At 65.8% G+C, this 24,929-nt stretch carries 24 protein-coding genes and 1 tRNA gene; 8 read left to right on the top strand and 17 right to left on the bottom strand.

What is annotated here, in order from left to right; genetic code table 11:
- The 3 genes from J0M27_RS19405 to J0M27_RS19395 all read right to left on the bottom strand — a co-directional run.
- On the bottom strand, window positions 1-883 hold an 883-nt coding region (locus tag J0M27_RS19405), incomplete at its 3' end, for a hypothetical protein (RefSeq protein WP_294995726.1).
- A 5-nt stretch (window positions 884-888) separates the two neighbouring features.
- On the bottom strand, window positions 889-1,728 hold the full coding sequence (locus J0M27_RS19400; protein WP_294995723.1) for a MoxR family ATPase: 840 nt from the start codon (window positions 1,726-1,728) through the stop codon (window positions 889-891).
- Window positions 1,729-1,735: 7 nt separating this feature from the next.
- Window positions 1,736-3,199 carry a M48 family metalloprotease gene (locus J0M27_RS19395; RefSeq protein ID WP_294995721.1) on the bottom strand — a complete coding sequence of 488 codons (1,464 nt, stop codon included), beginning with the start codon at window positions 3,197-3,199 and terminating at the stop codon, window positions 1,736-1,738.
- Between the two features lie 49 nt (window positions 3,200-3,248).
- On the opposite strand from J0M27_RS19395, the gene moaC reads away from it, so the two are divergent.
- Both moaC and J0M27_RS19385 read left to right on the top strand, forming a co-directional pair.
- Complete coding sequence (moaC, locus tag J0M27_RS19390; protein ID WP_294995718.1) at window positions 3,249-3,782, top strand: cyclic pyranopterin monophosphate synthase MoaC; 534 nt, start codon at window positions 3,249-3,251, stop codon at window positions 3,780-3,782.
- On the top strand, window positions 3,769-4,797 hold the full coding sequence (locus J0M27_RS19385) for a COX15/CtaA family protein (RefSeq protein ID WP_294995715.1): 1,029 nt from the start codon (window positions 3,769-3,771) through the stop codon (window positions 4,795-4,797). Before moaC ends, J0M27_RS19385 begins: the two co-directional genes overlap by 14 nt.
- Window positions 4,798-5,064: 267 nt before the next feature.
- On the opposite strand, the gene J0M27_RS19380 is transcribed toward J0M27_RS19385, so the two are convergent.
- Both J0M27_RS19380 and greB read right to left on the bottom strand, forming a co-directional pair.
- Window positions 5,065-5,799: a PEP-CTERM sorting domain-containing protein gene (locus J0M27_RS19380; RefSeq protein ID WP_294995712.1), complete on the bottom strand. Its 735-nt coding sequence runs from the start codon at window positions 5,797-5,799 to the stop codon at window positions 5,065-5,067.
- A 201-nt stretch (window positions 5,800-6,000) separates the two neighbouring features.
- Window positions 6,001-6,549, bottom strand: coding sequence for a transcription elongation factor GreB (greB, locus tag J0M27_RS19375; RefSeq protein ID WP_294995709.1), 549 nt, complete (start codon window positions 6,547-6,549; stop codon window positions 6,001-6,003).
- A gap of 46 nt (window positions 6,550-6,595) precedes the next feature.
- Here greB and J0M27_RS19370 point away from each other — a divergent pair, with 46 nt between their 5' ends.
- Both J0M27_RS19370 and J0M27_RS19365 read left to right on the top strand, forming a co-directional pair.
- Entirely contained in the window at window positions 6,596-7,813 is a 1,218-nt protein-coding gene (locus J0M27_RS19370) for an MFS transporter (RefSeq protein ID WP_294995706.1), read from the top strand.
- A gap of 176 nt (window positions 7,814-7,989) precedes the next feature.
- Window positions 7,990-8,325 (top strand): flagellar protein FliT, encoded by a 336-nt coding sequence (locus J0M27_RS19365; protein WP_294995703.1) that lies wholly within the window; start codon window positions 7,990-7,992, stop codon window positions 8,323-8,325.
- Window positions 8,326-8,475: 150 nt separating this feature from the next.
- Here the strand turns inward: J0M27_RS19365 and J0M27_RS19360 are convergent, their stop codons facing one another.
- The 5 genes from J0M27_RS19360 to J0M27_RS19340 form a co-directional block, all read right to left on the bottom strand.
- A complete protein-coding gene (locus tag J0M27_RS19360) occupies window positions 8,476-9,273 on the bottom strand; it encodes a M48 family metallopeptidase (RefSeq protein WP_294995729.1) in 798 nt (265 codons plus the stop codon).
- Between the two features lie 10 nt (window positions 9,274-9,283).
- Window positions 9,284-10,183 (bottom strand): recombination-associated protein RdgC, encoded by a 900-nt coding sequence (locus J0M27_RS19355; protein WP_294995701.1) that lies wholly within the window; start codon window positions 10,181-10,183, stop codon window positions 9,284-9,286.
- A 200-nt stretch (window positions 10,184-10,383) separates the two neighbouring features.
- Complete coding sequence (flhC, locus tag J0M27_RS19350; RefSeq protein WP_294995699.1) at window positions 10,384-10,938, bottom strand: flagellar transcriptional regulator FlhC; 555 nt, start codon at window positions 10,936-10,938, stop codon at window positions 10,384-10,386.
- 49 nt (window positions 10,939-10,987) lie between these two features.
- Entirely contained in the window at window positions 10,988-11,305 is a 318-nt protein-coding gene (gene flhD, locus J0M27_RS19345) for a flagellar transcriptional regulator FlhD (RefSeq protein ID WP_294995696.1), read from the bottom strand.
- A 236-nt stretch (window positions 11,306-11,541) separates the two neighbouring features.
- Window positions 11,542-13,443, bottom strand: a complete 1,902-nt coding sequence (locus J0M27_RS19340) for a diguanylate cyclase (RefSeq protein WP_294995693.1) — start codon at window positions 13,441-13,443, stop codon at window positions 11,542-11,544.
- A gap of 158 nt (window positions 13,444-13,601) precedes the next feature.
- On the opposite strand from J0M27_RS19340, the gene J0M27_RS19335 reads away from it, so the two are divergent.
- The gene (locus J0M27_RS19335; RefSeq protein ID WP_294995690.1) at window positions 13,602-14,141 is read left to right on the top strand and encodes an NUDIX hydrolase; all 540 of its coding nucleotides are present in this window, start codon (window positions 13,602-13,604) and stop codon (window positions 14,139-14,141) included.
- Between the two features lie 12 nt (window positions 14,142-14,153).
- On the opposite strand, the gene J0M27_RS19330 is transcribed toward J0M27_RS19335, so the two are convergent.
- Window positions 14,154-14,927 (bottom strand): TonB family protein, encoded by a 774-nt coding sequence (locus tag J0M27_RS19330; protein ID WP_294995687.1) that lies wholly within the window; start codon window positions 14,925-14,927, stop codon window positions 14,154-14,156.
- A 41-nt stretch (window positions 14,928-14,968) separates the two neighbouring features.
- On the opposite strand from J0M27_RS19330, the gene J0M27_RS19325 reads away from it, so the two are divergent.
- Complete coding sequence (locus J0M27_RS19325; RefSeq protein WP_294995684.1) at window positions 14,969-15,544, top strand: HNH endonuclease; 576 nt, start codon at window positions 14,969-14,971, stop codon at window positions 15,542-15,544.
- Window positions 15,545-15,560: 16 nt separating this feature from the next.
- Window positions 15,561-17,822 (top strand): YgiQ family radical SAM protein, encoded by a 2,262-nt coding sequence (locus J0M27_RS19320; RefSeq protein ID WP_294995681.1) that lies wholly within the window; start codon window positions 15,561-15,563, stop codon window positions 17,820-17,822.
- A gap of 51 nt (window positions 17,823-17,873) precedes the next feature.
- Here the strand turns inward: J0M27_RS19320 and J0M27_RS19315 are convergent.
- Window positions 17,874-17,963, bottom strand: a tRNA-Ser gene (locus J0M27_RS19315).
- A gap of 62 nt (window positions 17,964-18,025) precedes the next feature.
- Here J0M27_RS19315 and mltF point away from each other — a divergent pair.
- Window positions 18,026-19,435 (top strand): membrane-bound lytic murein transglycosylase MltF, encoded by a 1,410-nt coding sequence (mltF, locus tag J0M27_RS19310; RefSeq protein ID WP_294995679.1) that lies wholly within the window; start codon window positions 18,026-18,028, stop codon window positions 19,433-19,435.
- On the opposite strand, the gene serS is transcribed toward mltF, so the two are convergent.
- From serS to J0M27_RS19285, 5 genes are all read right to left on the bottom strand, one after another.
- Window positions 19,374-20,654 (bottom strand): serine--tRNA ligase, encoded by a 1,281-nt coding sequence (gene serS / locus J0M27_RS19305; protein WP_294995677.1) that lies wholly within the window; start codon window positions 20,652-20,654, stop codon window positions 19,374-19,376. The genes mltF and serS overlap by 62 nt on opposite strands.
- A 9-nt stretch (window positions 20,655-20,663) precedes the next feature.
- Window positions 20,664-21,971, bottom strand: coding sequence for a replication-associated recombination protein A (locus tag J0M27_RS19300; RefSeq protein WP_294995675.1), 1,308 nt, complete (start codon window positions 21,969-21,971; stop codon window positions 20,664-20,666).
- Window positions 21,972-21,984: 13 nt separating this feature from the next.
- Window positions 21,985-22,386, bottom strand: a complete 402-nt coding sequence (locus J0M27_RS19295) for a type II toxin-antitoxin system VapC family toxin (protein WP_294995673.1) — start codon at window positions 22,384-22,386, stop codon at window positions 21,985-21,987.
- Between the two features lies 1 nt (window position 22,387).
- Window positions 22,388-22,630 (bottom strand): type II toxin-antitoxin system Phd/YefM family antitoxin, encoded by a 243-nt coding sequence (locus J0M27_RS19290; RefSeq protein ID WP_294995670.1) that lies wholly within the window; start codon window positions 22,628-22,630, stop codon window positions 22,388-22,390.
- A 120-nt stretch (window positions 22,631-22,750) separates the two neighbouring features.
- A complete protein-coding gene (locus tag J0M27_RS19285) occupies window positions 22,751-23,761 on the bottom strand; it encodes an integron integrase (RefSeq protein ID WP_294995668.1) in 1,011 nt (336 codons plus the stop codon).
- Window positions 23,762-24,929 lie beyond the last annotated feature (1,168 nt).

The following is a 24,929-nucleotide window of genomic DNA, read 5'->3' as shown; positions in this document are numbered from 1 at the left end:
GCAGGCGCCGCGCGGCCAGGGGGTCGAGCGCGGTGCGATAGGGCGGATGCGCCGTGTCGCCAGCGCCGACTCTTCTCAGTTCGGCCATGCAGGCCAGGCTGTCGGCCGCGCTCGCCTCGGGTCGTGCAAGGCGCGCGGCGACCGGTGCCAGGTCGGCTGGCCATGGCCCGCGCAGGGCAGCCATGTCGCGCGCCAGTCCCGGCAGTTCGAGCGCCAGGCGGGCTTCGAGGCGCATGCCTTCGAACAGGGAAAACCAGTCCAGCGCCACCTCGCGGTCAGCCCACTGGACCAGCTCCGGTTCCGGGTCGACGTTGAAGGTGCCGAAGCGCGCCTGCGCCCAGAGCAGTGCGGCGATCACGGTATAGAGGCGGCGATTGCCGGCGGCGTCGGCGGCAAGGTCGAGGGTTTCCGGCAGCCACAGGGTTTCGCCGTCGGTCCAGGTTTTCGGCCCACAGCGCAGCTGCATGGGGCGCCCGTCGAGCGCGTGGAGAAAGCCGGCGAGGCGGCCTTCGACGGCGGCGAAGCTTACACCGCGCGCGGTCCGCGTCGCGTCTGGTGCCACCGCCGCGAAGTCATCCAGCCGGGCCTGCGCCGCCGCGAGGCCGCCGGCATCGTGCGCTTCGAGTCCGGCGCGCGCCCAGTCGTCGAGTGCGAGTCCCGACTCGGCCGCGCGCGCGCCGGCCCGCTGGGCGATGGCCCAGCCGAGCTCGGTGGAGGTTTGCGCCGCGATGCCGACCCAGTGCAGCACGCGCTCCTGCCGCTGGCGCGGCAGGGCTTCAAGCTGCGCCGCCGGCAGTGCCGCCGAACGCTGGCGCAGGGTAAGCAGCAGCAGTTCGTCGAGCCGGGCTTCGAGCTCGTGGGCGAAAAGCTTGCGCTCGCTCATGGCGGCTAGAAGACAGCGGCGATCAGGTCATCCAGCGCGGCGCGGGTATCGGGTTCGTCGGCCAGCGGGCGCGCGATGGCCGCGGTGCAGGCGGTCACCGGCGCCATGCCCCTGGCGATCATTTGCGCGGCATGCACCAGCAGGCGCGTGCCGGCCCCCTCGTCGAGCCCGGCGCCCTTCAGCTTGCGCGTCAGCGTGCCGAGCCTGACCAGCTTCGTCGCGGTATCGGCATCGACGCCGCCTTCGTGGGCGACGATGCCGGCCTCGACCTCGGCTTGCGGGTAATCGAAATCCAGGGCGACGAAGCGCTGCCGGGTACTCGGCTTCATTTCCTTGAGCACGCTCTGGTAGCCGGGGTTGTAGGAAATCACCAGCATGAAATCGGGCGGCGCCTCGATGTACTCGCCGCGCTTCTCCACCGGCAGGGCGCGCCGCGAGTCGGTCAGCGGATGGATCACCACGGTGGTGTCCTTGCGCGCCTCGACCACTTCGTCGAGATAGCAGATCGCCCCACCGCGCACCGCGGCCGTCAGCGGACCGTCCATCCAGACGGTTTCGTCGCCGACGATCAGGTAGCGTCCGACCAGGTCGGCGGTGGTCAGGTCGTCGTGGCAGGCCACGGTCACCAGCGGTCGTTTGAGGCGCCAGGCCATGTGCTCGACGAAGCGCGTCTTGCCGCAGCCGGTCGGCCCCTTGAGCATCACCGGCAACCCGCTCGCGGCGGCCGTCGCGAACACCTCCAGTTCGTCGCCGGTGGACTGGTAGTAGGGCTCATTGGGAAGCCGGACCAGCGGCGTGGCGAGGGCGCGCAGGTCGCCGCGGGAGGAGGAGCTGGCAGCGTTCATGGCGGTCCTATTTTCTGGCGCCCTTGGCCTGCCTGGCCTCGTCGGCCATGCGCGTCTTCACTTCGCGCAGGCGCGAATCGACCTGCGATTGCTCGTAGAAATTGCCGTCGCCGGCCTTCTGCGCGAGTTCCAGCTGTTCCACGGCCGGCGCCAGTTGGCCCTGCAGCAGATAGGCCTCGGCCAGCGCGCGATGCTGTTGCAGGCGGCGCCCGAGCATCGACCAGGTGCGCGCCTGCAGCAGGTGCATGCGGGCATCCGACGGGTAGTTCTGCAAGTCGTCCTCGGTGAGCTTGATCGCCTGTTGCGGCTGCCCCGCCTCCAGTAGCGCTTCGACCAGCGCATAGGCGATGGCTCGGTCCTGCGGGTAGCGCGGCTGGGCGGCACGCAGGATGGCGGCAGCGCCGATCGGGTCGCCCTGCTTCTGGCGCAGCTGCGCGGCCAGCGTCGCTATCATCGGCGATTCGGCCTTGAGTCGGCGCAACTCGCCCATTTCGCGTTCCGCCGCAGCCGCCTTGCCGTCGCGCAGCAGGGCCTGCGCCAGTCCGTAGCGCACGGCGGCTTCGGCACCGGCGAAGCTGCGATCGCGCAGGCGCGTCTGGAACTCGGTCACGGCGTCCTGGGCGGTGCCTTCCTGCACGCGCAGCTTGGCGCGCACCAGTTGGAACTCGAGCGAATCGGCGGCCTGCTTGTAGGGCCGCGACTGGATGCGATTGCCCATGTCGGCCAGGCGCTCGGTGGTCAGCGGGTGGGTGCGCAGGTAACCCGGCGCATTGTTCTCGTAGAGGCGGCCGAATCTCTGCATGCGTTCGAAGAAGCCGCTCATGCCGCGAATGTCGAAACCGGAGCGCTCCAGCAGGCCGAGGCCGACGCGATCTGCTTCGCGCTCGAAATCTCGCGAATAGTTGAGCTGGTTCTGGATCGCCGCCCCCTGCCCCGCCATCGCCGCGCCCACCGCGAGGTCGGGGCTGCTGCGCGCGGCGAGGATGGCCACGGCGAGGGCCAGCAGGCTGGTGACCTGGCCCTGACCCGACTTGTTGACCAGGCGCGCCAGGTGGCGCTGGGTGACGTGGGAGATTTCGTGGGCCAGCACCGCGGCCAGTTCGGACTCCGAGGCGGCGGCGAGGATCAGCCCGGTATGCACGCCGATGTAGCCGCCCGGCATGGCGAAGGCGTTGAGGGTCGAGTCGCGCAGCGCGAAGAACTCGAATTCCTGGCGCGCTTCCTCGCTTTGCGCGGCCAGGCGGTTGCCGATGCGGTTGAGGTAGCCGTTGATTTCGGGATCGCCGAGCCAAGCCGGATCGCGACGGACTTCGAGCATGATGGATTCGCCGGTGCGGCGTTCCATTGCCGGCGAGAAATCGGCCTGTGCCGCTTCGCCGAGGTCGGGCAGCCCCTCGGCGACCGACAACGGCGGCGCCGCGAGGACGCCGACGCCGAGGACCAATGCGGTGGCAAACGGATACAATTTCATCCCGCAATGATAACGGCTCCGCCGCATGCGAGTTGTCACAAGGTATTTCATGAAAACACCCGCCAAATCCCCCCGAAAACGGCCCGCCAAGGCAGGCCCGGCGCCGCTCACCCACTTCGATGGCGCCGGCCAGGCGCACATGGTCGACGTCGGCGCCAAGGCCGAGACCACGCGCGTGGCGAGGGCGCAGGGTCGCATCCGCATGGCGCCTGCCACCTTCGCCATGATCCAGGCTGGCTCGGCGAAGAAGGGCGACGTGCTGGGCATTGCGCGCATCGCCGCGATCCAGGCCAGCAAGCGCTGCTCGGACCTGATTCCGCTGTGCCACCCGCTGGCGCTGACGCGCGTCGCCGCCGAGTTCGATCTGGATGAAAAGCGCCATCGCGTAACGCTTGTGGTGACGGCGGAAACCGTCGGCCGCACCGGCGTCGAGATGGAGGCGCTGACCGCCGTGTCGGTCGGCCTGCTGACCATCTACGACATGTGCAAGGCCGCCGACCGCGGCATGGTGATCGAAGACATAGGCCTGCTGGAAAAGCTGGGCGGCAAATCGGGACACTGGAAAATCGATGACGCAAAATAATTCGCAACGCGCCGTGGCCTGGTGGCTGTTCGTTTGCTGCGCCATGGTATTCGTGACCATGGTGGTCGGTGGCGTGACGCGCCTGACGCATTCGGGCCTTTCCATCGTCGAATGGAAACCCCTGATCGGCGCCCTGCCGCCGCTGTCCGAAGCGCACTGGCTGGAACTTTTCGCCAAGTACCAGCAGACGCCGGAGTTCCAGAAGGTCAATCACGACATGACGCTGGACGGCTTCAAGTTCATCTTCTGGTGGGAATGGGCGCACCGCCTTTCCGGCCGCCTGATCGGCGTGGTGTTCTTCGTCCCCTACCTCTGGTTCCTGCTGCGCGGCCAAATGCGCGGCGCGCTGGCGGCAAAGGTGTTCGGCTTCTTCATCCTCGGCGGCCTGCAGGGCGCGATGGGCTGGTACATGGTCAAGAGCGGCCTGGTGGACGATCCGCGCGTCTCGCAGTACCGCCTCGCCGCCCACCTCGGGCTCGCCTTCATCCTGTTCGGCCTGATGCTCTGGACCGGGCTGGGCATGCTGCAGGCGCGCACCGCGAAAGTCGGCCCTGGCGACACGGCGATTTTCACCCTGCGCCTGGGCAACTGGCTGGTGGCGCTGGTCTTCATCATGGTGCTGTCGGGCGCGCTGGTCGCCGGCATCCGCGCCGGCCTCGCCTACAACACCTTCCCGCTGATGAACGGCCACTTCCTGCCGCCCGAAAGCTTCATGGTTGAGCCGTGGTGGCTGAACTTTTTCACCAACATGGCCCTGGTGCAGTTCGACCACCGCCTGATCGCCTGGGCGCTGATGGGCCTGATTCCCTGGTATTCATGGCGCATCTGGAATGAATCGCCGGCGGCGCGCACGCCCGCCGTCGTGCTGACACTCTGGCTGGCGGTGCAGGTGACGCTCGGCGTCGCCACCCTGCTGCTGCAGGTGCCGGTGGCGCTGGGTGCGGCGCACCAGGCCGGGGCGATGGTGCAGTTCGGCCTGCTGCTGTGGGCGAATCACGCGATTCGCCGGGCTTGAAGACGAAAGTTCGCTCAGACGAGAATACTGGTGAGTCAATGGCCGCCAAAGGGGAAACCCCATGCTCGCCACCAGGGATGGCGGAAAAGTCGGCGCTGACGGAACGGCGACTATCGGTGCTGGAGTGCTGCTGGCGACCACTACCGGCCTTCGGGCTCCATAACGCCTACGTCAGCACAGCCTGATTCAATTTACTCCGAAGTAGCCACCCAGAAATGAGAAACGGGAGCTATGGCCCCCGTTTTGGTCGAATGGCGATCGAGAATTTCAGGCGTTGAGTTTCTGTCTCCGACGCCTTGCGCTCAGCCCGAGCAGACCGAGACCAGCCAGCATCATCGCGTAGGTTTCCGGTTCGGGAACGGGGGCCTGGACGTCTCCAATTGCGTTATAAACAATCTGATTACTCCAGGCGGCATCCAGTGGGTTGCTGTCACTGGTGATCAAGTGCAGATTGAAGGCAACCACCTTGCCGGCCCCATAGGAGTGGTCGGCCAACATGGCGCTACCGTCATTCCATTGCAGAATTGCGTTGCCCGTCCCTGAAAAAGAAGTTCCAATTTCATAACCAATGGTATGAGCATTGGCCGCTGGCAGGGCCACCCCATTCAGCAAGTAACTGCCGTTCAGGACGGTAACGCCCGGGTTCGGCGAACCATATGTAATGCTGGTCGGGTTGCCGATCAGGTCAAGTTGGCCGCTGTAGCTGTAGTTCGCCCCCAAAGACCATGGCAATTGAATCAGTGTTCCGCCCTGAAACACGAAACTATCCAAAGCGGCATTGTCAAAATGGCCATTGCCATCTTGAATGAAGGCGTCAAAACTTAACAAACTAGCGGCGTTGTAACTGTTCACAACGCTAACGGTATGCCCTTGCGAAATGAGGTTATTGGCCAAAGTCGGGGTATACCAAAAATTGGAGGTCAGGCCAATATTGGCAGCATTGGCACCAAACGACGCGAGCGCGCCGACCACTACCACATACGTTCTTGCAAGTTTGAACATCGCATTCTCCTCTTATATTGATCTGGCGCCCGGATGAAACACATGGGGGCAACTTACGCCGCAGAGGCTGCGGCGACGTCCAGAACTTGGCAATAGTCCAAACGGGCCAATCCAAAATCGATAGGGATCGGTACTTTGGGACCAGGCGAAGTAAGCCCCCCCCCCCGGCCAGACCGGGGACTTCAGAAAATGGCGCGTGGCTCATTCATAACGCACCTCGATCACATCCAGTTCGCGCAATCCCCCCGGGCTGTCGAAGCGCACGGTATCGCCTTCGCGCGCCTTCATCAGCGCGCGCGCCAGGGGCGAAATCCAGCTGATCATGCCCTGGCTGGCGTTGGCTTCGTCGATGCCGACGATCTGGTAGGTCGTCTTGATGCCTTTGGCATCGCCGACGGTGACGGTGGCGGCGAAGAACACCTGGTCGCAGTTGCGCTGCTCGGCCGGGTCGACGACCACCGCCGATTCGAGGCGCTTGGTCAGGAAGCGGATGCGGCGATCGATCTCGCGCAGGCGCTTCTTGCCGTAGATGTAGTCGCCGTTTTCCGAGCGGTCGCCGTTGCCCGCCGCCCAGGCCACCACCTTGACGATTTCGGGCCGTTCGACCTTGACCAGGTGCTCGAACTCGGCGCGCAGGGCGGCATGGCCGCGCCGGGTCATGTAGTTGCGGGTGCCGGAAGGCAGTTGCGCTTCGGGCGCCTCGTCGTCGTCAGACTCGTCCTCGGACTCTTTGACAAAAGCCTTGTTCATGGCGTGGAATTGATGGGCAGGCGGAGATGTTAGCATCGCCCCCAACATGACCGCCGCCCCCGCCACTCCGCAACGCTCGCTTGCCGGCGTGCTCGCCTTTGCCGCCCTGATCGTCTGCGTGGCGATGGGCATTCGCCATACCTTCGGCCTGTTCCTGACGCCGATGAGCCAGGAGCACCAGTGGAGCCGCGAAGTGTTTTCCTTCGCGCTGGCGCTGCAGAACCTGCTGTGGGGCGCGACGCAACCCTTCGCCGGCTTCCTCGCCGACCGCTTCGGCGCGCGCCGCGTGCTGTGGGGCGCCAGCGCCCTGTATGCACTCGGCCTGCTGGGCATGGCCTGGGCCAGCACCGGCACCGGCCTCGCGGCCACGGCCGGCCTGATGATAGGCGCGGCGCAAAGCGGCTGCACCTACAGCGTGGTGTTCGCCGCGCTGGGCAACCTGGTGCCGGCCGAGCGCCGCGGCTGGGCCATGGGCGTGGTCGCCGCGGCCGGTTCCTTCGGCCAGTTCCTGATGATTCCAGTGGCATCGAACCTGATCGGCGGCATGGGCTGGTTCGGCACCCTGCTGATTTTCTCGGCGGCCGCGCTGCTGATCATGCCGCTGGGCAGCGCATTGACCCGGGGACTCACGGCGGCGGCAGCCAGCCGCGGCCAGACCGGGCGCGAGGCGCTGCACGAGGCCGCGCGCGAAAAGGGCTACCTGCTGCTCAACCTCGGCTATTTCGTCTGCGGCTTCCAGGTGGTGTTCATCGGCGTGCACTTTCCCACCTACCTGCTCGACAAGGGCCTCGGCCCGGATGTCGGCATGACATGCCTGGCGCTGATCGGACTGTTCAATGTGTTCGGCAGCTACGGCGCCGGCCAGCTCGGCAACCGTTTCCCGAAGCGGCTGCTGCTGTCGGCGATCTACGGCATCCGCAGCATCGCCATCGCGCTCTTCCTCTGGCTGCCGCTGACGCCGGCCAGCGCCTACCTGTTCGCCGCGACCATGGGCCTGCTCTGGCTGTCCACGGTACCGCTGACCAATGCCATCGTGGCCCAGGTGTTCGGCGTGCGCTTCCTCGGCATGCTCTCCGGGCTGGTGTTCTTCAGCCACCAGGTCGGCAGCTTCCTCGGCGTCTGGCTCGGCGGCCGGCTGTTCGACGCCACCGGTTCCTACGACACGATCTGGGGCATCTGCATCCTGCTCGGCGTGGTCGCCGCGCTGTGCCACCTGCCGATCGACGAGCGCAGCCTGGAAGCCCGGCGCCTGGCCCCCGCCTGAATCCGCCTGCTGAATCCGGCCCGCCGAATCTTGCGTGATTTGGGCCATGTTTCACCCCCTGTTCCACGGCCGAACCCGACCCGCCGGGCATCCGCCGGCGGCCGGAAGGAATAGGCGGATGATCCCGCCGCAGCTTGCAGCAACGAGCGCTGGGCAGGGTCGTTAGGATGCGCCGGATGCCTTCCCAAGTCGAACTCTACGAAGAATTGTGCCGCCTGTCCTCGCACATGGCGGCAGCGGCGCGCGAGCGCGACTGGGACAGCCTGGTCGAGCTGGAGCGTGACGTCGTGCATCTGCGCCAGGCCCTGCTCGCGGTACCCGACGACGATGGACTGGTCGCGGACATCTCCCGCAAGCGCAACCTGATCCAGCGCATCCTCGACGACGATGCCGAAGTGCGTCGCCACACGGAACCCTGGATGGAGCGGGTGCGGCATTTCCTCGGCGATGCCGAGCGCATGCGCTACCTCGAGCAGGCGTCCACCGGCGACGCCGAAGCCACGGCGAACTGAAGCCACCCTCCGCTCAGGCGATAGATCGTTCCGGCAATGCCGTTTCAATCAAACCGTTCGGCCTGAGCCTGTCGAAGGCCTGTCGCTGTGTGGCAAGTGCGGTTCGACACGCTCACCGCGAACGGTAAATGGCATTGCCGGAACGATCTACTACTTTCCCTGGCGGGCCCGGCTGTAGAGCGGCATGACCTCGGGCAGGTGCTTCTCGATCTCCCGGATGCGGTTGTCGCCCGCGGGGTGCGTCGACAGGAACTCCAGCGGTGACCGGGCGTTGGCGGCGGTCATTTTCTGCCACAGCGTCACCCCCGCGCGCGGATCGAAGCCGGCGCGGGCCGCGAGATCGAGGCCGACCACGTCGGCTTCCGATTCATCGTCGCGCGAGAACTTCAGCGAAAGCAGATTGCCGCCGAGCTGGAAGGCGCCCGAGTAGCGGCCGCCGCCCACCAGCTCGCCGAGCAGGCTGGCACCCAGCTGGGTCACCTGATTCTTCGCCATGCGTTCGCGCGCATGTTCGCGCAGCGCGTGCGCGATCTCGTGGCCCATGACCATCGCCACTTCGTCGTCGGTCAGCTTGAGCGTGTCGAGGATGCCGGTATAAAAGGCGATCTTGCCGCCGGGCATGCAGAAAGCATTGATCTGCTTCGAGCCGATCAGGTTCACCTCCCATTGCCACTGGCGGGCACGCGGATTGAAGCGATCGACGAAGGGGATCATGCGCGCGGCGATGCCGCGCAGCCGCTTCACCTGCGGATGGTCGTCGGGACCGAGCGCCTGCTTCGCCGCCGCCTGGCGCTTGAGCTGGTCGTACTGCTGGCCCGCCTGTTTTTCCAGCGCGCCGGCCGGCACCAGGTTGCGCATGGCGGAGGGTTTGCCGACCTCGACCCCGTCGGAGGCCAGCACCGCAGGGATGGTGGCCGCCGTTGCCAGCGCAGCCAACGCGAACAGCATGCGCAACACGCTATTCGCCCTCGCCACCCAGCGCCTCGACCAGATGTTGCAGCAACTGCGACAGTTCGCCGCACATCAGCGTGAAGTTGGCGGCAAACAGGTCGTCGGCGTTTTCCGCCTGGCGTTCGGCGTCTTCCTTGAGGATGTCGAGGAAGGCCAGCTTCTTGACCTGCAGCTGCTCGGTAAGGACGAAGGAAACACGGTCGTTCCAGGTCAGCGCCAGGCGCGTCGCCGACTTGCCGGCGGCAATGTGGTTGCGCACTTCGTCGCTGTCGAGTGTGTGGCGCACGTAGCGCACGGCGGGCCGCTCGTCGGCGGCCGCCTGCAGTTCGCAATCGCGGTCGATGGTGAAGCTGCCCGGCGCCTGGCCTGCCGCCAGCCACTGCGTCATCGCGGTGGACGGCGCCAGCTGGGTCTTGACCAGCGTCACGGGCAATTCACCCAGCGACAGCTTGAGCTGCTCCATGACCTCGTCGGCGCGGGTGCTGGACGAGGCATCGACCAGCAGCCAGCGGTTGATCGGGTCGATCCAGACATAGGTCAGGCCGCGCTTGACGAAGGCGCGCGGCAGCAGTTCCGCCTCGACCTGTTCGAAAATCTCGCGCTTCTGCTTGCGCCCGGCCTTGTAGCCTTGCGCGGCCTCGACCTGGTCGATCTTGGCCTGGGCGTACTGGCGCACCACGGAGGTGGGCAGCAGCTTCTGTTCGACGCCGAGGGCGATCAGCTGCTGGCGGGCGACGCTGAACACCAGTTCGCCGTCCTCGCCGCGCGGCGGCACCCAACCGAGGGAATGCCTGTCGCCGGCGCTGCAGCCCTGGAAGGCGCCGCGCTGCAAGGCCGCGGTGAGCGCGTCGGTGCTGTAGGACCAGTCTGCGGCGAGCCGAAATATCTGGAGATTGCGAAACCACATGATGGGAAGGTGCGGAAAGAAAGACGCACATTCTAAGGCTCATGGCTACGGCAACGCCGCTGCGCCGGAAAGTCGGCGCCCCACAGGGACTTCCTTCGGTCGCTCGCGGCTCGGCGATGGAGCGTGAATCACGGACTTCGGCGCGGTGAACGCAACGCGCCCCTCGCAAGGGGCGCGCGGATCGCGAGGAGCGGGCGCGGCTATACGGCAGCGAGAGCCGTACTGGCGGCAGCTTCCGCCGCGCGCCGCGTCTTGCCGGCGCGGGCCGGCATGTGGCACAGGCCGCAGACATAGCCGCGCGTCGGATCGTAGGCATGGGCGACGAATTCGCCGCCGCATTCGCGGCAGGTCGCCATCTGCAGCATGCTGGCATCGAAGAAGCGCACCATGGTCCAGGCCCGCGTCAGCGAGAGCACGGTATCCATGCCGCCGCGCTTGATCTGGTCGAGGTACATCCGGTAGGACTTGATGATCAGTTCCAGCCCGGTCAGTTGCGTGTGCGTCTTGAGGAAGCGGTAGTAGGCCATGAACAGCGAGGCATGGATGTTCGGCTGCCAGGTCATGAACCAGTCGGTGGAGAAGGGCAGCATGCCCTTGGGCGGCGACTCGTGCCGCACCTCCTTGTAGAGCTTGAGCAGGCGCTCACGCGACAGGTTGGTTTCCGCCTCCAGCAGTTGCAGGCGGGCGCCCAGCTCGATCAGTTCGATCGCCAGGCCAATATCCTTCGCTTCGATAATCACCGATTTGTTGCGCATGGGGAACCTCCGCGGCGAGACGCCGGTTGTTGAACGAAACGACGCCTGGTCAGGCTATGGTCGCGACGGGCCGGCCGGCGGCGAGGATCGCCGCATGCAGGTGGCCCACGCCGCGATCGCGCTCATGGTTGGCGAGCAGGTCGAGCAACAAGGTGTCTTCGAAACGGAAGCTGCACAGCAGCATGTCGGAACTGGCCATTTTCAGGACCTGGCCCGGCGTCAGGCGCCCAAGCACGTCGGCAATCTCTTCGCTGATGCCCAGGCGGAAAATCGCGGCTTCGCGGTCGGAGCGAACCATGTTCTGCGCCAGCATCAGGTAGGAGAGATTGACTTCCTTTATGTCGTTGTAGGTGTCGGTCGATTTCATCATGCACTCCTTGTGAGCGCCGGCCAGGCCCGAATTGGAGCCCGAATCACGGCAGATGCATGATCACACAGGCCATGACAAGAAAGAAATCAGTGGAAAAACCATTCTATTGTAAGAATTAGATAGAGCTCCTTTGTAAGAAAAAACATTACAAAGATATAGCAACCATCTATTTTTACGGCTTTTTTACCGGGAATTCTGCCGCACGCCTTCCCTGGTCGCTTTCCGCCACCGACTCAGGCTTGTGCAGCCCGCGACGATTCCGAACCGGTTTGCACCGTCGCCACGGCATTGCGGCGACGTTTGGCAAGATAGGCGCCCTGGTCGGCGAGGCCGATCAGCGCATCGGGCGTCGGCGTCGTCGCGTCGCGCACGGCGACGCCGATGCTGACGCTGCCGCGCAGCGCCGGCGTGCTGCCTACCACCGGCAGCGCCTCGACCGCGGCGCGCATGCGTTCGGCGCAGGCCAGCGCCGCCTCCAGGGTGGTGTCGGGGCAGATCACCATGAACTCGTCGCCGCCGCTGCGCGCCAACACCTCCTGCGCCCGAATCTCGTCCTTGAAGGCGCTGGCAACCAGCTTCAATGCGTTGTCGCCGACCACGTGGCCGTGCGCATCGTTGATCTGCTTGAGGTTGTCCATGTCCACCACCATGCAGGCCAGCGGCCGCTGGTTGCGGTTGGCCATTGCCCATTCCTGCTGCAAGCGGTCCATGGCGTAACGCCGGTTGCGACAGCCGGTCAGCAGGTCGGTCATGCCGACATCCTGTAATTGCCGGTTGCTCACCGCCAGCTCGGCGGAGATGCGGCGGATATCTTCCTGGTCGCGCGCGATCTCGTCCTGCAGGCTCGCCATGCGCATGCCGGCGCGCAGGCTCGCCGCCAGCAACTGCGGCTTCAGCGGCAGGGACAGGACACCGTCGGCACCGGCCTCGAAAGCCCGCGCCACGCTCGTGTCGTCATTGGCGGCGGACACCGCAAGCAGGTAGATGCCGCGCCCGGACTTGAACTGGCGCAGGGAACGGGTCAATTCGAGGCCATCGACCTCGGCCGCCAGCACGTCGACCAGCATGATCTGGGGCCGCATTTCGATGGCCATGGCGAGGCCCTGCCTGCCGTCGGCGGCTTCCACCACGCGATGCCCGGTGGCCGCAAGCAGCGGCCGCAACGGAAGGCGAAGACGCGCCTCGTCGCCGACCACGAGGATGGACGCCCGCGCCGGTTCGGCGCCAGCGGCAATCGGCGCCGCAACGGGCGCCTCCAGCGGAGCCGGAGGCTGGCAGTCCTCAAAATGCGGCATCGGGCCGGTGTCGATTCCAAGCAGGGTGCCCCACTCGCGCCACTCGTGCGCGGTCCGGTCGCAAAGTTCGACCAGTTCGGCGGTACCGAAAGCCAGGCCGGACCCCAATTGGAACAGGCGTGGCATACCCTGACGCCAGCGCTCCGGTACGGCGACGCAGATGCCGGCGATATGGTCGGCCAGCACCAGCAGTCGCCGCGCGAGCCGGTCGCCGTCGCCTTCCTGCAGGTCCGGCAGCGCAGGCAGTTCGAAGGATTCGACGGCGGCGACATGGTCATCCGCCAGGTTGTAGTCGGCCAGCATCGACGCCGACAGTTCGGCGTGGGTCACGGCGAACTCCTCCCGCTCGCATTGCGCAGGAGTCAGTTCCGGCCGCTCGGCGCAGCGCCGCAAGAGTTCCGCATACGGCACCGGATAGACGGCGGCCAGCGCCAATTCGCCGACGCGCGCGAGCAGGCCGACGCTGAAGGCTTCCGCCGCCGGGCAGCCAGGCCGTGCGCCGGTCAGCAGCTGCAGCGCGACCGCACGCGCCAGCGCCTGCGACCAGAAACGCGTGTAGTCGAAGCCGCGACAGGGACCGTCGCGATGGCTGGCCATCAGCGCGAAGCCCATCGCCAGCGAGCGGACCGCCGGAACCCCCAGCACATTGACCGCATCGCGCAGGGATACCACCGGTCCGTGGTCGCCGCCAGCGACGCCATTGGATACCCTGATCGCGCGCACCGACAGGGTCGGATCGGCCTTGAGCGCGTGGGCCATGACGGCCAGCGAGGTGCCTTCCCGCTGCGTGAGGCGGATCAGCGCCATCGCCGTGCCCCGCGGCAGAGGGAAGCTGTCCATCGCCTTGATATCCTCAAGGCGACCTCGGACGGCGGAGTTCGTCATGAAATCGGGAGAATTGCCTGGCATGGTGGGTCAGGCTTATATCACCATTCCCAGGCGATGGGCAATGCCGAAGGACCTGCCTGCCGCGCTAGAATCGCGCCATGGACCCGGCGATGAACTTCTGCAGTGCCTGTGGCGCCCCCGTCGTGCTGCGGGTTCCGGCGGGCGACTCGCTGCCGCGCCATGTCTGCGACGCCTGCGGCTCGATTCACTACCGCAACCCGCGACTGGTGGTCGGTGCGCTGCCCGAGTGGGAGGACCGCATCCTGCTCTGCCGCCGCGCGATCGAGCCGCGCCATGGCAAGTGGACGCTGCCGGCCGGCTTCATGGAGAACGGCGAATCGGTCGCCAACGCCGCCCTGCGCGAAACCCTCGAAGAAGCCTGCGCCCGAGTCGAACTGGGCGAGATGTACACCATGATCAGCGTGCCGCACATCCATCAGGTGCATGTCATCTACCGCTCGCGCCTGCTCGACCTCGACTTTGCGCCCGGCATCGAAACCCTGGAGCTGCGCTTGTTTGCCGAGGACGAGATTCCCTGGGACGAGATCGCCTTCCGCACCATCGCGATCACCCTGCGCCATTTTTTCGCCGACCGTCGCGCTGGCGCCTGGCGGCTGCACACCGAAGACCTCACCCTCCCGCCCCGGTAAGCGGGACGTCGCTCATTCCTCGCCGAGGTTGAACACCACCGGCAGCACGATGGCGAAGGTCCTGCCGCGCAGGCTCTCGGGTACGTGCGCACGCTCCGCGCCGGCATCGATCATGGCCAGTGCCGCCCGATCGAGCAACTCGTGTCCGCTGGAACGGGACAGGGTAGCGGCGCGCGCCCGGCCGTCGCCGCCGACCTCGAGGCGAACGTCGGCGCTACCCTCCCAGCCCGAGGCCAGCGCCTGTGCGGGATAGCGCTTGAAGCGCCGCGCCTGGCCGGCCACCGACAGCCGGTAACCGCGCAAGCCATCAACCGCCTCGCCGCTTGCATTGGCCGGCGTCAGCAAGCTGCCGCTGGCGGGCGACGCGGATCCGGGCATCACCGCGACGGGAGGCGGTGCCGCCACCCCGGGCGCTGATTTCGTCGCCGGCTCGACAGTCGGTGGAACCGAAACGGGCTTCGATGGTTCTGAGGAGACAGCGGCGGCTTGGGACGCGGGCGCCATAGACGCGATGCGCGCCGTCGAATCGGCCGCGACGGACGCGGTCCCGGTCGCTCCGCTACGCGGCCGGGCAACGGTAGTGGTGGTCGGTTCGGGCGTTGCGGCGGCGACAGGCGATGGCTGGAGGTGGCGCACGGTGGCATGCAGCGTCGCCGGCGGATCCCGGTTCAGGAGCGGCGAGGCAGCGGGCCAGAACAGCAGCAAATGGAGCAACAGGGATGCGGCGACGGCATAGCGCATCCGTCGGACGGCATTTCCCCTCAACTCCGGGCTATCAAAAGTCATTGCTCTCTGCTAAATTCTTCGCGATACGGGATTCTATAGAGATGACCAGCCATCCGTTGATCCTTACCCTTGACCAGCACGGTGTTCCGCACCGCTGGGTAAGTTGGCAGCATGCCTGCGTTTATGTCGCGCGCGATCTGGTCGCCTGGGACGCGGGCGACACGCAGTTCATTTTTTACGGCGGCACCAACCGCGTCACCGGCGAACGCTCGGAACTCGCCACCAGCAGCATCATCGCGATTCGCGGCAAGGCGCTGTCGGGCAAGTCGCTGCACCCGACGCCGCCGCTGTCCAACCGCGAACTGTTCCACCGCGACCGCCACATCTGCGCGTACTGCGCGCGCGAGTTCTCCTCGCAGCGACTGACCCGCGACCATATCGTGCCGGTGTCGCAGGGCGGCCGCGACACCTGGATGAACGTGGTCACCGCCTGCCGCAACTGCAACCAGACCAAGAGCGGACGCACGCCGGAACAGGCGCGCATGGAACTCGTCTATGCGCCCTACGTGCCGAACAAGGCGGAATACCTGATTCTCAGCAACCGCAACATCCTGGCGGACCAGATGGATTTCCTCGCCCGCCACGTGCCGTCCCAAAGCCGCGTCCGGGCTAGCTGATCCACCCGGTTTCGGCATGACCGTCACCGCGGCGAAGCCGCTCACCTCCTATCGCAAGCACTGGGCGCAACGCTTCGGCACGGCGCCCTACCTGCCCATGTCGCGTGCCGAGTTGAACGCGCTGGGCTGGGACGAATGCGACATCGTCCTCGTCACCGGCGACGCCTACATCGACCACCCCAGCTTCGGCATGGCGCTGGTCGGCCGCCTGCTCGAAGCGCAGGGCTTCCGCGTCGGCATCATCAGCCAGCCGGACTGGCACTCCCCGGCCGACTTCAAGCGGCTGGGCATGCCGAAACTGTTTTTCGGCATCACCGCCGGCAACATGGATTCGATGGTCAATCGCTACACGGCCGATCGCAAGATCCGCTCCGACGACGCCTACACGCCGCACGCCGAACCGAACAAGCGTCCGGATCGCGCCGTGGTGGTCTATGCGCAGCGCGCGCGCGAGGCCTTTCCCGCCGCCAACATCGTGATCGGCAGCATCGAGGCCTCCTTGCGCCGCATCGCGCACTACGACTACTGGAGCGACAAGGTGCGGCATTCGGTGTTGCCGGACAGCAAGGCCGACCTGCTGATTTTCGGCAATGCCGAGCGGGCGCTGGTCGAGCTTTCGCACCGGCTGGCGAAGGGCGAAGCGATCGAATCGATCCGCGACCTGCGCGGCACGGCCTTCATGGCGCCACGCGGATGGAAGCCGACGGCCGAGTGGGCGGAGGTCGACTCGACGGTACTCGACACGCCGGGGTCGGTACAGGCGCATCCCGACCCCTATGCCATGGAACCGGCTCAGCCGGCGGACTCAAGAGTCGGCGCTGGCGCTACGGCGATCGTGCGCGTAATCGGCCGCGCCGAGCGCCTGGCGCAGCGCCGGGCGGCACGCGGCCATACCGTGGTGCGCCTGCCCTCCTGCGAACAGGTGCGCGACAACCCGGTACTGTATGCCCACGCCTCGCGCGTGTTCCACCTCGAATCCAACCCCGGCAACGCGCGCGCCCTGGTGCAGGGCCACGGCGCGCGCGATGTCTGGCTGAACCCGCCGCCGATTCCGCTTTCCACCGAAGAGATGGACCACGTCTTCGGCCTGCCCTACGCTCGCGCGCCGCACCCGAGCTACGGCGAGGCGAAGATTCCGGCCTGGGAAATGATCCGCTTCTCGATCAACATCATGCGCGGCTGTTTCGGCGGCTGCACCTTCTGCTCCATTACCGAGCACGAAGGCCGCATCATCCAGAGCCGTTCCGAAAATTCGATCCTGCACGAGATCGAACAGATCCGCGACAAGACGCCCGGCTTCACCGGCGTGATTTCCGACCTCGGCGGGCCGACCGCCAACATGTACCGCATGGCCTGCAAGGATCCGAAAATCGAGAACTCCTGCCGCCGCCTGTCCTGCGTCTACCCGGGCATCTGCGAGAACCTGAACACCGACCACGCGCCGCTGATCTCGCTGTATCGCAAGGCGCGCGCGCTTCCCGGCATCAAGAAGATCCTGGTCGGTTCCGGCCTGCGCTACGACCTCGCGGTGCGCTCGCCCGAGTACGTGAAGGAACTGGTGACGCACCACGTCGGCGGCTACCTCAAGATCGCGCCGGAACACACCCAGGAAGGCCCGCTGTCGAAGATGATGAAGCCGGGCATGGGCGCCTACGAACGTTTCAAGCAGATGTTCGAAAAGTTCTCGAAGGAAGCCGGCAAGGAACAGTACCTGATCCCCTACTTCATCGCCGCGCATCCGGGCACCACCGACGAGGACATGCTGGAACTGGCGCTGTGGCTCAAGCGCAACGGCTTCCGCCTCGACCAGGTGCAGACCTTCCTGCCGACGCCGCTGGCGCTGGCCACCGCGATGTGGCACACCGAGAAGAACCCGCTGCGCAAGGTCACGGCGGATTCCGAAGCCGTCGCCGTCGTGCGCGGCGGCAGGCAACGCAAGCTGCACAAGGCCTTCCTGCGCTACCACGATCCGGAAAACTGGCCCGCTTTGCGCTCCGCCCTGAAAGCCATGGGCCGCGCCGACCTGATCGGCCCGGGCAAGCGCCACCTGATCCCGCCCTGGCAACCGGCGGGCACCGGTATTTCATCCGTACCAGGCCAGAAAGCCCATGCCGACAAGCGCCCGCAAAAGTTATGCAAAGCGGTATCCCCTGGTGGGACGGCGCTGACGACACGGCGAAGCAAGCCTGCCGCGCCGGCGAAACCCGGCAAAGCCGCGCCGGCACGCCGCCATCCGGACGTGCCGCGGCATCCGCTGTCGCGCCGCAAGGGCGGTTAACGGAGGATTCCGGGCAATCGGATCTGGGGGTTTGCAGCAGGTAGAATCGGATGGCGGAGAGGGTGGGATTCGAACCCACGGATGCCTTGCGACATCGCCTGATTTCGAGTCAGGTACATTCGACCACTCTGCCACCTCTCCGCGAGGCGCGGATTATACCCGCGAAGCGGCTCGTCGGTCACTGCACGCAAGGGAGGTTAGCGTTGTCGAAACTGCTGCGCCTGCTTTGCTGCCTGCTACCCATTTTCCTCCCTGCCTGCAGCCGAATCCAGCCGCCCGAATCGGAAGGCCGGCTGGTCGTCGCGATCCGAGAAACGCCCGCCTTCTTCCAGAGCGAGGGCGATACCACAAGCGGCTACGACCACGACCTGGTCAAGGCCTTCGCCGACAGCCTCGGCCTCAAGGTGCATTTCATCAAGGCCGCCGACCCCTTTGAGCTGAACGACCTGGCGCTGGCCGGCCGGGTGCACCTGGCGGCATCGCTGCCGCTGGGCAACGGATCATTGCGGTACTCAACGCCGATCCGCAGCGTGCGGCAATGGATAGTCGGGCACAACGAGGTGACGGGACCTGAAAAGCTTTCCGACCTGGCGGGTAAAACCGTCGAGGTGTTGGCCGGTTCGGCGCTGGCCGACAGCCTGCGCGGCCTCGACGAAAAATCGCGCCCGACGGTGACCGAGCTGGCCGGCGTCAATGAAATGGACCTGCTGGCGCGCGTCGCCGAGCGCAAGGCCGAACTGGTTGCGGTGCACGACATCCACCTCGACCTCGGCGTGAATTTTCATCCCGAGTTGAGTCCCCTGCTGCAGTTGCCGGGCCACCTTGAGTTCGGCTGGGCCTTCGGTGGTGAAGGCGCCGAAGGCCTGCGCGCCAAGGCGGACGCCTTCGTCGCCGCGGCCCGCGCCGACGGCACGCTGGCCCGGCTGCACGACCGCTATTTCGGCCATATCAAGCGCATCAAGGCGGACGGCATTGCCCGCTTCATCGACGACGCGAGGACGAAACTGCCGCAATGGCGTCGCCATTTCCAGCAGGCGCAGGACCTGACCGGCATCGACTGGCGGCTGATCGCCGCGCTGGCCTACCAGGAGTCGAAATGGGACCCGCTGGCGACCTCCTACACCAACGTGCGCGGCATGATGATGCTGACCGAGGACACCGCCGATTACCTGCGCGTCAAGAACCGGCTCGATGCCGGTGAAAGCATCCGTGCCGGCGCGCGCTACCTGGCCGAACTGGTGGAGCAGGTGCCCGCCACCGCCCGCCATCCCGACCGGCTATGGCTGGCGCTGTCGGCCTACAACCTCGGCATGGGCCACTTCCGCGGCGCGCGCTCGATCGCCAAGAGCATGAAGCGCGATCCTGACGTCTGGTATGAAATGAAGCAGGTGCTGCCGCAACTGGCGCGGCCGGAAATCTATGCGCGGCTCAAGAGCGGCGCCGCGCGTGGCGGCGAAGCGGTGATCATGGTGGAGAACATCCGCAGCTACTACGATGTGCTGAGCCGCTTCGAGCCACCCCACGACTCGCCTTACGCCAGCCAATCCGCGCTCATGCAGCGTGAATCGCCTGCGTCCCGCCCATCCATGGCCGCAATACAGTCGGGACCGTGATGCTGCCGTCCGCGTTCTGGTAGTTCTCCAGGATTGCAACGAGGGTGCGGCCGACGGCGAGGCCGGAGCCATTGAGCGTGTGCAGCAGCTCGGGCTTGTTCTTCTCGTTCCTGAAGCGCGCCTGCATGCGCCGCGCCTGGAAGGATTCGAAATTGGAGCAGGACGAAATTTCGCGATAGGTGTCCTGCGCCGGCAGCCAGACTTCGAGGTCGTAGGTCTTGGCCGCCGAAAAGCCCATGTCGCCGGTGCACAAGGCCACCTTGCGGTAGGGCAGGTCGAGCTTTTGCAGCACCGCCTCGGCATGGCCGGTGAGCTGTTCCAGCGCCTCCCATGACTGGTCGGGACGCACCATCTGCACCAGTTCCACCTTGTCGAACTGGTGCTGGCGGATCATGCCGCGCGTGTCCTTGCCGTAGCTGCCGGCCTCCGAGCGGAAGCAGGGGGTGTGGGCGACGAACTTCAGCGGCAGCGCATCGCTCGCGAGGATTTCACCGCGCACGAGGTTGGTCACCGGCACTTCGGCCGTCGGAATCAGGTAGAGCCTGCTGCCGTCGCTCCTCGGCACCATGAACAGGTCTTCCTCGAACTTCGGCAGCTGGCCGGTGCCGAACATGCTCTCGGGATTGACGAGATACGGTGTGTAGACTTCGGTGTAGCCGTGTTCCGTCGTATGCAGGTCGAGCATGAACTGCGTCAGCGCGCGATGCAGGCGCGCGATCTGGCCTTTCATTACCGTGAAGCGGCTGCCGGAAATCTTGACGCCGGCCTCGAAGTCCAGTCCGCCCAGCGTGGTGCCGAGGTCGACGTGGTCGCGCGGCGCGGCGATGGCGCGCGGCGTGCCCCAGCGCAGGATTTCGATGTTGCCGTTTTCGTCCTTGCCCACCGGCACGCTCTCGTGCGGCAGGTTGGGAATCAGTTCGAGGAAGGTGTCGAAGCGCGGCATCAGTTCCGCCAGCGCCGTCTCGCCGGCCTTGAGCGCATCGCCGAGGCCCGCCACCTCGGCCATCACGGCCGACGCATCCTCGCCCTTGCCCTTCAGCATGCCGATCTGCTTCGACAGCGTGTTGCGCTTCGCCTGCAGGTCCTGAGTGTGCACCTGCAGGCGCTTGCGCTCGGCCTCCAGCGCTTCGAAGGCCGCCGTGTCCAGCGTCACGCCGCGCAGCGCGAGGCGCTCGGCGACCGCGGCAAGGTTGCTGCGCAGGAGTTGGATGTCCAGCATGATGTTTCCTTATCGTTTCTTCTTCGCCTGCGCGTCAAGTTCGCGCAGGTGGGCAAGTTTTTCGGCGATCTTCTGTTCCAGCCCGCGCGCCACGGGTTGATACCAATGCACGGCGGGCATGCCATCGGGCAGGTAGGTCTCCCCGGCGGCATAGCCCTCGGCTTCGTCATGGGCGTAGCGGTAGTCGGCGCCGTAGCCGAGGTCCTTCATCAACTTCGTCGGGGCATTGCGCAGGTGCTCCGGTACGCCGCGGCTCTTGTCCCTGGCGACGAAGGCGCGGGCGGCATTATAGGCGACGTAGGCGGCGTTCGATTTGGGCGCCACGGCCATGTAAAGCACGGCGTTGGCCAGCGCCAGCTCGCCTTCCGGGCTGCCCAGGCGCTCGTAAGTGGCGCAGGCATTCAGCGCGATTTCCCAGGCGCGCGGATCGGCGAGGCCGACATCCTCGATCGCCATGCGCACGATGCGCCGCCCGCAGTAGAGCGGATCGGCGCCGCCGTCGAGCATGCGCACCAGCCAGTACAGCGCGGCGTCGGGGTCGGAGCCGCGCACCGATTTGTGCAGGGCCGAGATCTGGTCGTAGAAGGCATCGCCACCCTTGTCGAAGCGCCGCAGGTCGGCGGCCAGCGCCTGTTCCAGAAAGTCGGCGCTGACACTACGGCGATTCGCGGCAGCGGCGGCGGTACGCAGCTGTTCCAGCACGTTGAGCAGGCGTCGCGCATCGCCGTCGGCATGTCCGATCAGGCGCTCGCGCGCCTCGACATCGAACTCCAGCCCATCCAGCGCCGCGGTCCGCACCCGGTCGAACAGTTCGCCGAGCTCGGCCTCATCGAGGCTCTTCAGCACATACACGGCAGCGCGCGAGAGCAGCGCGGAATTCACCTCGAAGGACGGGTTCTCGGTGGTGGCGCCGATGAAGGTCACCGTGCCCTTTTCGACATAAGGCAGGAAGGCGTCCTGCTGCGCCTTGTTGAAGCGATGTACCTCGTCGACGAAGAGGATGGTGCGGCGCCCCTGTCCCGCCATGACCTCGGCCTGCTGCATCGCCTCGCGGATATCCTTGACGCCCGAGAACACCGCCGAGAGCCCGACGAATTCGGCATCGAAACTGTCCGCCATCAGGCGCGCCAGCGTGGTCTTGCCGACGCCGGGCGGACCCCAGAGGATCATCGAATGCGGCGTGCCTGAAGCGAATGCCAGGGAGAGCGGCTTGCCCTCGCCCAGCAGATGGCGCTGGCCGATCACCTCGGAAAGCAGCCGCGGCCGCATCTGCTCGGCCAGCGGGGCGTGGGGGACGGCGGAAAAGAGATCGGCCATTCCGGGCTCGGGATCAGCGCAGGACGACTCGCGTCACCAGGTCCGAATAGCGCGGCAACACAGCATCCGACGTCAGCAGGCGCGCCGGCAGCGCCTGTGCCTGCGCCACCAGCAGCCGGTCGAAGGGATCGCGATGATGCCAGGGCAGGCGCGCCACCGCGTAGCAATGTTCCGCGCGCACCGGCAACTCGGCGAAGCCTGTTTCAAGTGCCAGACGATGAATGTCCTCGGGGAAAAAATCGAACCCGGCGCGGTTCAATGAACACTTGACGCCGATCTCCCAGAGGCTGGCCGCGCTGAAAAATACCTCTGTCAGCGGATCGCGCAACGCGTCGGCGACATCGGCCGGCAGGCGGTCCGGTGCAATGGTGGCCGCCAGCAGGATATTCGTGTCGAGCAAATACGGCGCGGGCATGTCACTGCCCGGCCTCGAACATGTCCTGTATCTCGGCGGCGTTCATCTCGTCGAAGCCGTCGGGCAAGGAAAACTTCCCTGCGCCCAAGCCGAGTATGCGCGGCGCACAAGCCACCGGGACCAATGGCGCCAGACGCGCCACCGGCTTGCCGGCGCGCGCGATGATGATTTCCTCGCCCGCCGCCGCCTGATCCACAAAACGGGAAAGATGGGTCTTGGCTTCGTGAATATTGACTGTCTGCATAGTATTCTCCGGCGTCCAATGTGGGTCCAGTTTAGTCCAGTCCGGTCGTCCTGTCCAACCACCGTCCCGCCAGCGCCGTCCGCAAGGGATACCGTCCCCGGCTGCGCCGGAGACATGAATTCAGAGCCGGTCCAGCGGGCTGACCACGCCGCGCCCGCCCTTGTTCAGCACATGCGTATAAATCATCGTGGTGGACACGTCCGAATGGCCGAGCAGCTCCTGCACCGTGCGGATGTCATAGCCGGACTGCAACAGGTGCGTGGCGAAGGAATGGCGCAGCACGTGGGGCGACACCGGCTTGACTATGCCCGCCTCGCCCGCCGCGCGGCGGATCGCCCGCTGGAGCTGCTTTTCATCCACGTGATGCCGGCGCCGCTCACCGCTGCGCGGATCGACCGAAATGCCGCGCGCCGGAAACACATACTGCCAGCCCCAGGCCGTCGCCGCATTGGGATACTTTCGCGCCAGCGCGTCCGGCAGCCACACCGCGCCGAGCCCTTGCGCCAGGTCAGCCGCGTGCTGCGCCTTCACCACCGCGAGGTGCGCACGAAGCAGCTCGGCCAGCGCATCAGGCAGCATGGTCACGCGGTCCTTGCCACCCTTGCCATCGCGCACCGTGATCTGCCGCGCCGTGAAATCGACATCCTTGACCCGCAGGCGCACGCATTCCATCAGGCGCATGCCGGTGCCATAGAGCAGGCGCAGCATCAGGCCGGTGATGCCGTCCAGCCGCGCCAGCACGGCCCCGACCTCGGCCGCCGAGAGCACAGTCGGCAGGCGCGCCGGCTTCTTCGCCCGCTCGATTCCGTCCAGCCACGGCAAGGGCATTTCCAGCACCTCGCGGTAGAGAAACAGGATCGCCGACAGCGCGAGGTTCTGTGTCGCCGCCGCCACGTCGCGATCCACCGCGAGGCTGGTCAGAAAGGCCTCGACCTCCGCCGCGCCCATCTCCTGCGGGTGCCGCTTGTCATTGAACAGAATAAAGCGTTTAATCCAGTGCGCATAGGATTTCTCGGTGCGAATGCTGTAACCCTTGCGCCGGATTCGGTCTCGAACGCGGTCCAGCAACTTCGGCGGATCAGCCGGAGCGGAAGAGGTGGAAACTGGTGGATAACTTTTTGCAGCGCCCATTGCAGTCAATAGGTTACAAAGAGATGCCTGAATTGTACGCCAGTCCGAATAACCGATTAACACGCCACTTGGCGTGCACATCACGTTGGGCCTCTAAAGTCATGCATCATTTCGTGCGCTCTCATGTCTTGTCGTCCATGCCGTCGCGCTTGCCTGCGGTGGTGCGGGTGAGTGTTCATCGCGTCGTGCCTTCGTTGGCGTTCTCGGTGCGTGCGACGGCGGCTCGCGTTCCCTGTTTTCGCGTGGCGCCGGTCGGCCCTTTTGTGACGCCAGCGTTTGTACCCGCATTGCCGCCGCAAGCTTCGGCTGTCCCTGGCGGCAACGGTTACGCTGGTGTCCTCGGCCGTCCGCTGTCGCTCGGTCGCGCTGGCCGTTCCCCCTGCGTTCGCCGCGTTTCTTCGTCAGCGCGCCGTGGTCGCCGTCTTACCAGCGCCGACTCTCATTTAACGGGTGTAGCTTGCAACGGCAGTGGCTACGTTTCTCGCTTCCGCGGTGCACTGTCCGCGCTGGCGCTTGTGCGCTTCCTTGGCGCCCCGTGTGTGCAACCCAGAGGCCCAACCCGTCGGTCGACCCCGTTCCCTTCGGTCACTGGACGCTGCGCGATGAAGCCGCGCAGCGCCGGTCACCTTCAACGTTGGGCACCTTAAAGCGGGGTATCTGTATGCGCTTTCCTGCAATCACAATTCTCACCAGCATCCTTCTATTTTTCGTAGTGGCTAGGGTTGGTATGTGGGTCCTATTTGACGAAGGGGATCGCGGGCTACTTCGCATACTGGGTGTGGCAGTTGGTATCGGTTGCGTGTACAGGGGCGTCAAGTATGGGCAACAGCTTCTTGCCTTGCTATGCGCTTTTGAGGCCATCTCTGCTCTTGGTCTTCTGAATCGATTTGAAGGTCCGTTCTTAGGCACCGCCATTCTTGCCGTCTACATGTTTGGCTCGACTGCGGCTGCAGTCGTAGTATTCAAGTCCGAAAAGATTGCTGATCTAGTCAAGTCTTCGGCATATCAAAGGTAGGTGACAGCCATGCGGTGCCCAACCCATCTCTAAGGGACTTCCTGTCAACCCCTTGAATTGAGGACCGGCCGTCAGGCCGGTTCCTTCGATCAGGACGTATCGATGTTCATGGTCGGCTCGCTGGTCGGTTGTCTGGATTGCGATGCTGGCAAT

This window comes from Sulfuritalea sp., assembly GCF_017302275.1.
Classification (GTDB): Bacteria; Pseudomonadota; Gammaproteobacteria; order Burkholderiales; family Rhodocyclaceae; genus Sulfuritalea.
Note: the sequence above shows the minus strand (reverse complement) of the source record. Positions and strands in the feature narration are given on the sequence as shown.

What these genes read in the sequence shown, in the direction of transcription:
- J0M27_RS19320 (WP_294995681.1), top strand. Translation starts at nt 15,561, where the DNA reads ATGACCGTCACCGCGGCGAAGCCGCTCACCTCCTATCGCAAGCACTGG.
- J0M27_RS19360 (WP_294995729.1), bottom strand. Translation starts at nt 9,273, where the DNA reads ATGCTGTTCGCGTTGGCTGCGCTGGCAACGGCGGCCACCATCCCTGCG.
- flhD (WP_294995696.1), bottom strand. Translation starts at nt 11,305, where the DNA reads ATGAAATCGACCGACACCTACAACGACATAAAGGAAGTCAATCTCTCC.
- J0M27_RS19340 (WP_294995693.1), bottom strand. Translation starts at nt 13,443, where the DNA reads ATGGACAGCTTCCCTCTGCCGCGGGGCACGGCGATGGCGCTGATCCGC.
- flhC (WP_294995699.1), bottom strand. Translation starts at nt 10,938, where the DNA reads ATGCGCAACAAATCGGTGATTATCGAAGCGAAGGATATTGGCCTGGCG.
- J0M27_RS19395 (WP_294995721.1), bottom strand. Translation starts at nt 3,199, where the DNA reads ATGAAATTGTATCCGTTTGCCACCGCATTGGTCCTCGGCGTCGGCGTC.
- greB (WP_294995709.1), bottom strand. Translation starts at nt 6,549, where the DNA reads ATGAACAAGGCTTTTGTCAAAGAGTCCGAGGACGAGTCTGACGACGAC.
- J0M27_RS19380 (WP_294995712.1), bottom strand. Translation starts at nt 5,799, where the DNA reads ATGTTCAAACTTGCAAGAACGTATGTGGTAGTGGTCGGCGCGCTCGCG.
- J0M27_RS19335 (WP_294995690.1), top strand. Translation starts at nt 13,602, where the DNA reads ATGAACTTCTGCAGTGCCTGTGGCGCCCCCGTCGTGCTGCGGGTTCCG.
- J0M27_RS19325 (WP_294995684.1), top strand. Translation starts at nt 14,969, where the DNA reads ATGACCAGCCATCCGTTGATCCTTACCCTTGACCAGCACGGTGTTCCG.
- moaC (WP_294995718.1), top strand. Translation starts at nt 3,249, where the DNA reads ATGAAAACACCCGCCAAATCCCCCCGAAAACGGCCCGCCAAGGCAGGC.
- J0M27_RS19365 (WP_294995703.1), top strand. Translation starts at nt 7,990, where the DNA reads ATGCCTTCCCAAGTCGAACTCTACGAAGAATTGTGCCGCCTGTCCTCG.
- J0M27_RS19285 (WP_294995668.1), bottom strand. Translation starts at nt 23,761, where the DNA reads ATGGGCGCTGCAAAAAGTTATCCACCAGTTTCCACCTCTTCCGCTCCG.
- J0M27_RS19370 (WP_294995706.1), top strand. Translation starts at nt 6,596, where the DNA reads ATGACCGCCGCCCCCGCCACTCCGCAACGCTCGCTTGCCGGCGTGCTC.
- J0M27_RS19355 (WP_294995701.1), bottom strand. Translation starts at nt 10,183, where the DNA reads ATGTGGTTTCGCAATCTCCAGATATTTCGGCTCGCCGCAGACTGGTCC.
- J0M27_RS19295 (WP_294995673.1), bottom strand. Translation starts at nt 22,386, where the DNA reads ATGCCCGCGCCGTATTTGCTCGACACGAATATCCTGCTGGCGGCCACC.
- J0M27_RS19330 (WP_294995687.1), bottom strand. Translation starts at nt 14,927, where the DNA reads ATGACTTTTGATAGCCCGGAGTTGAGGGGAAATGCCGTCCGACGGATG.
- J0M27_RS19400 (WP_294995723.1), bottom strand. Translation starts at nt 1,728, where the DNA reads ATGAACGCTGCCAGCTCCTCCTCCCGCGGCGACCTGCGCGCCCTCGCC.
- J0M27_RS19385 (WP_294995715.1), top strand. Translation starts at nt 3,769, where the DNA reads ATGACGCAAAATAATTCGCAACGCGCCGTGGCCTGGTGGCTGTTCGTT.
- J0M27_RS19300 (WP_294995675.1), bottom strand. Translation starts at nt 21,971, where the DNA reads ATGGCCGATCTCTTTTCCGCCGTCCCCCACGCCCCGCTGGCCGAGCAG.
- serS (WP_294995677.1), bottom strand. Translation starts at nt 20,654, where the DNA reads ATGCTGGACATCCAACTCCTGCGCAGCAACCTTGCCGCGGTCGCCGAG.
- J0M27_RS19290 (WP_294995670.1), bottom strand. Translation starts at nt 22,630, where the DNA reads ATGCAGACAGTCAATATTCACGAAGCCAAGACCCATCTTTCCCGTTTT.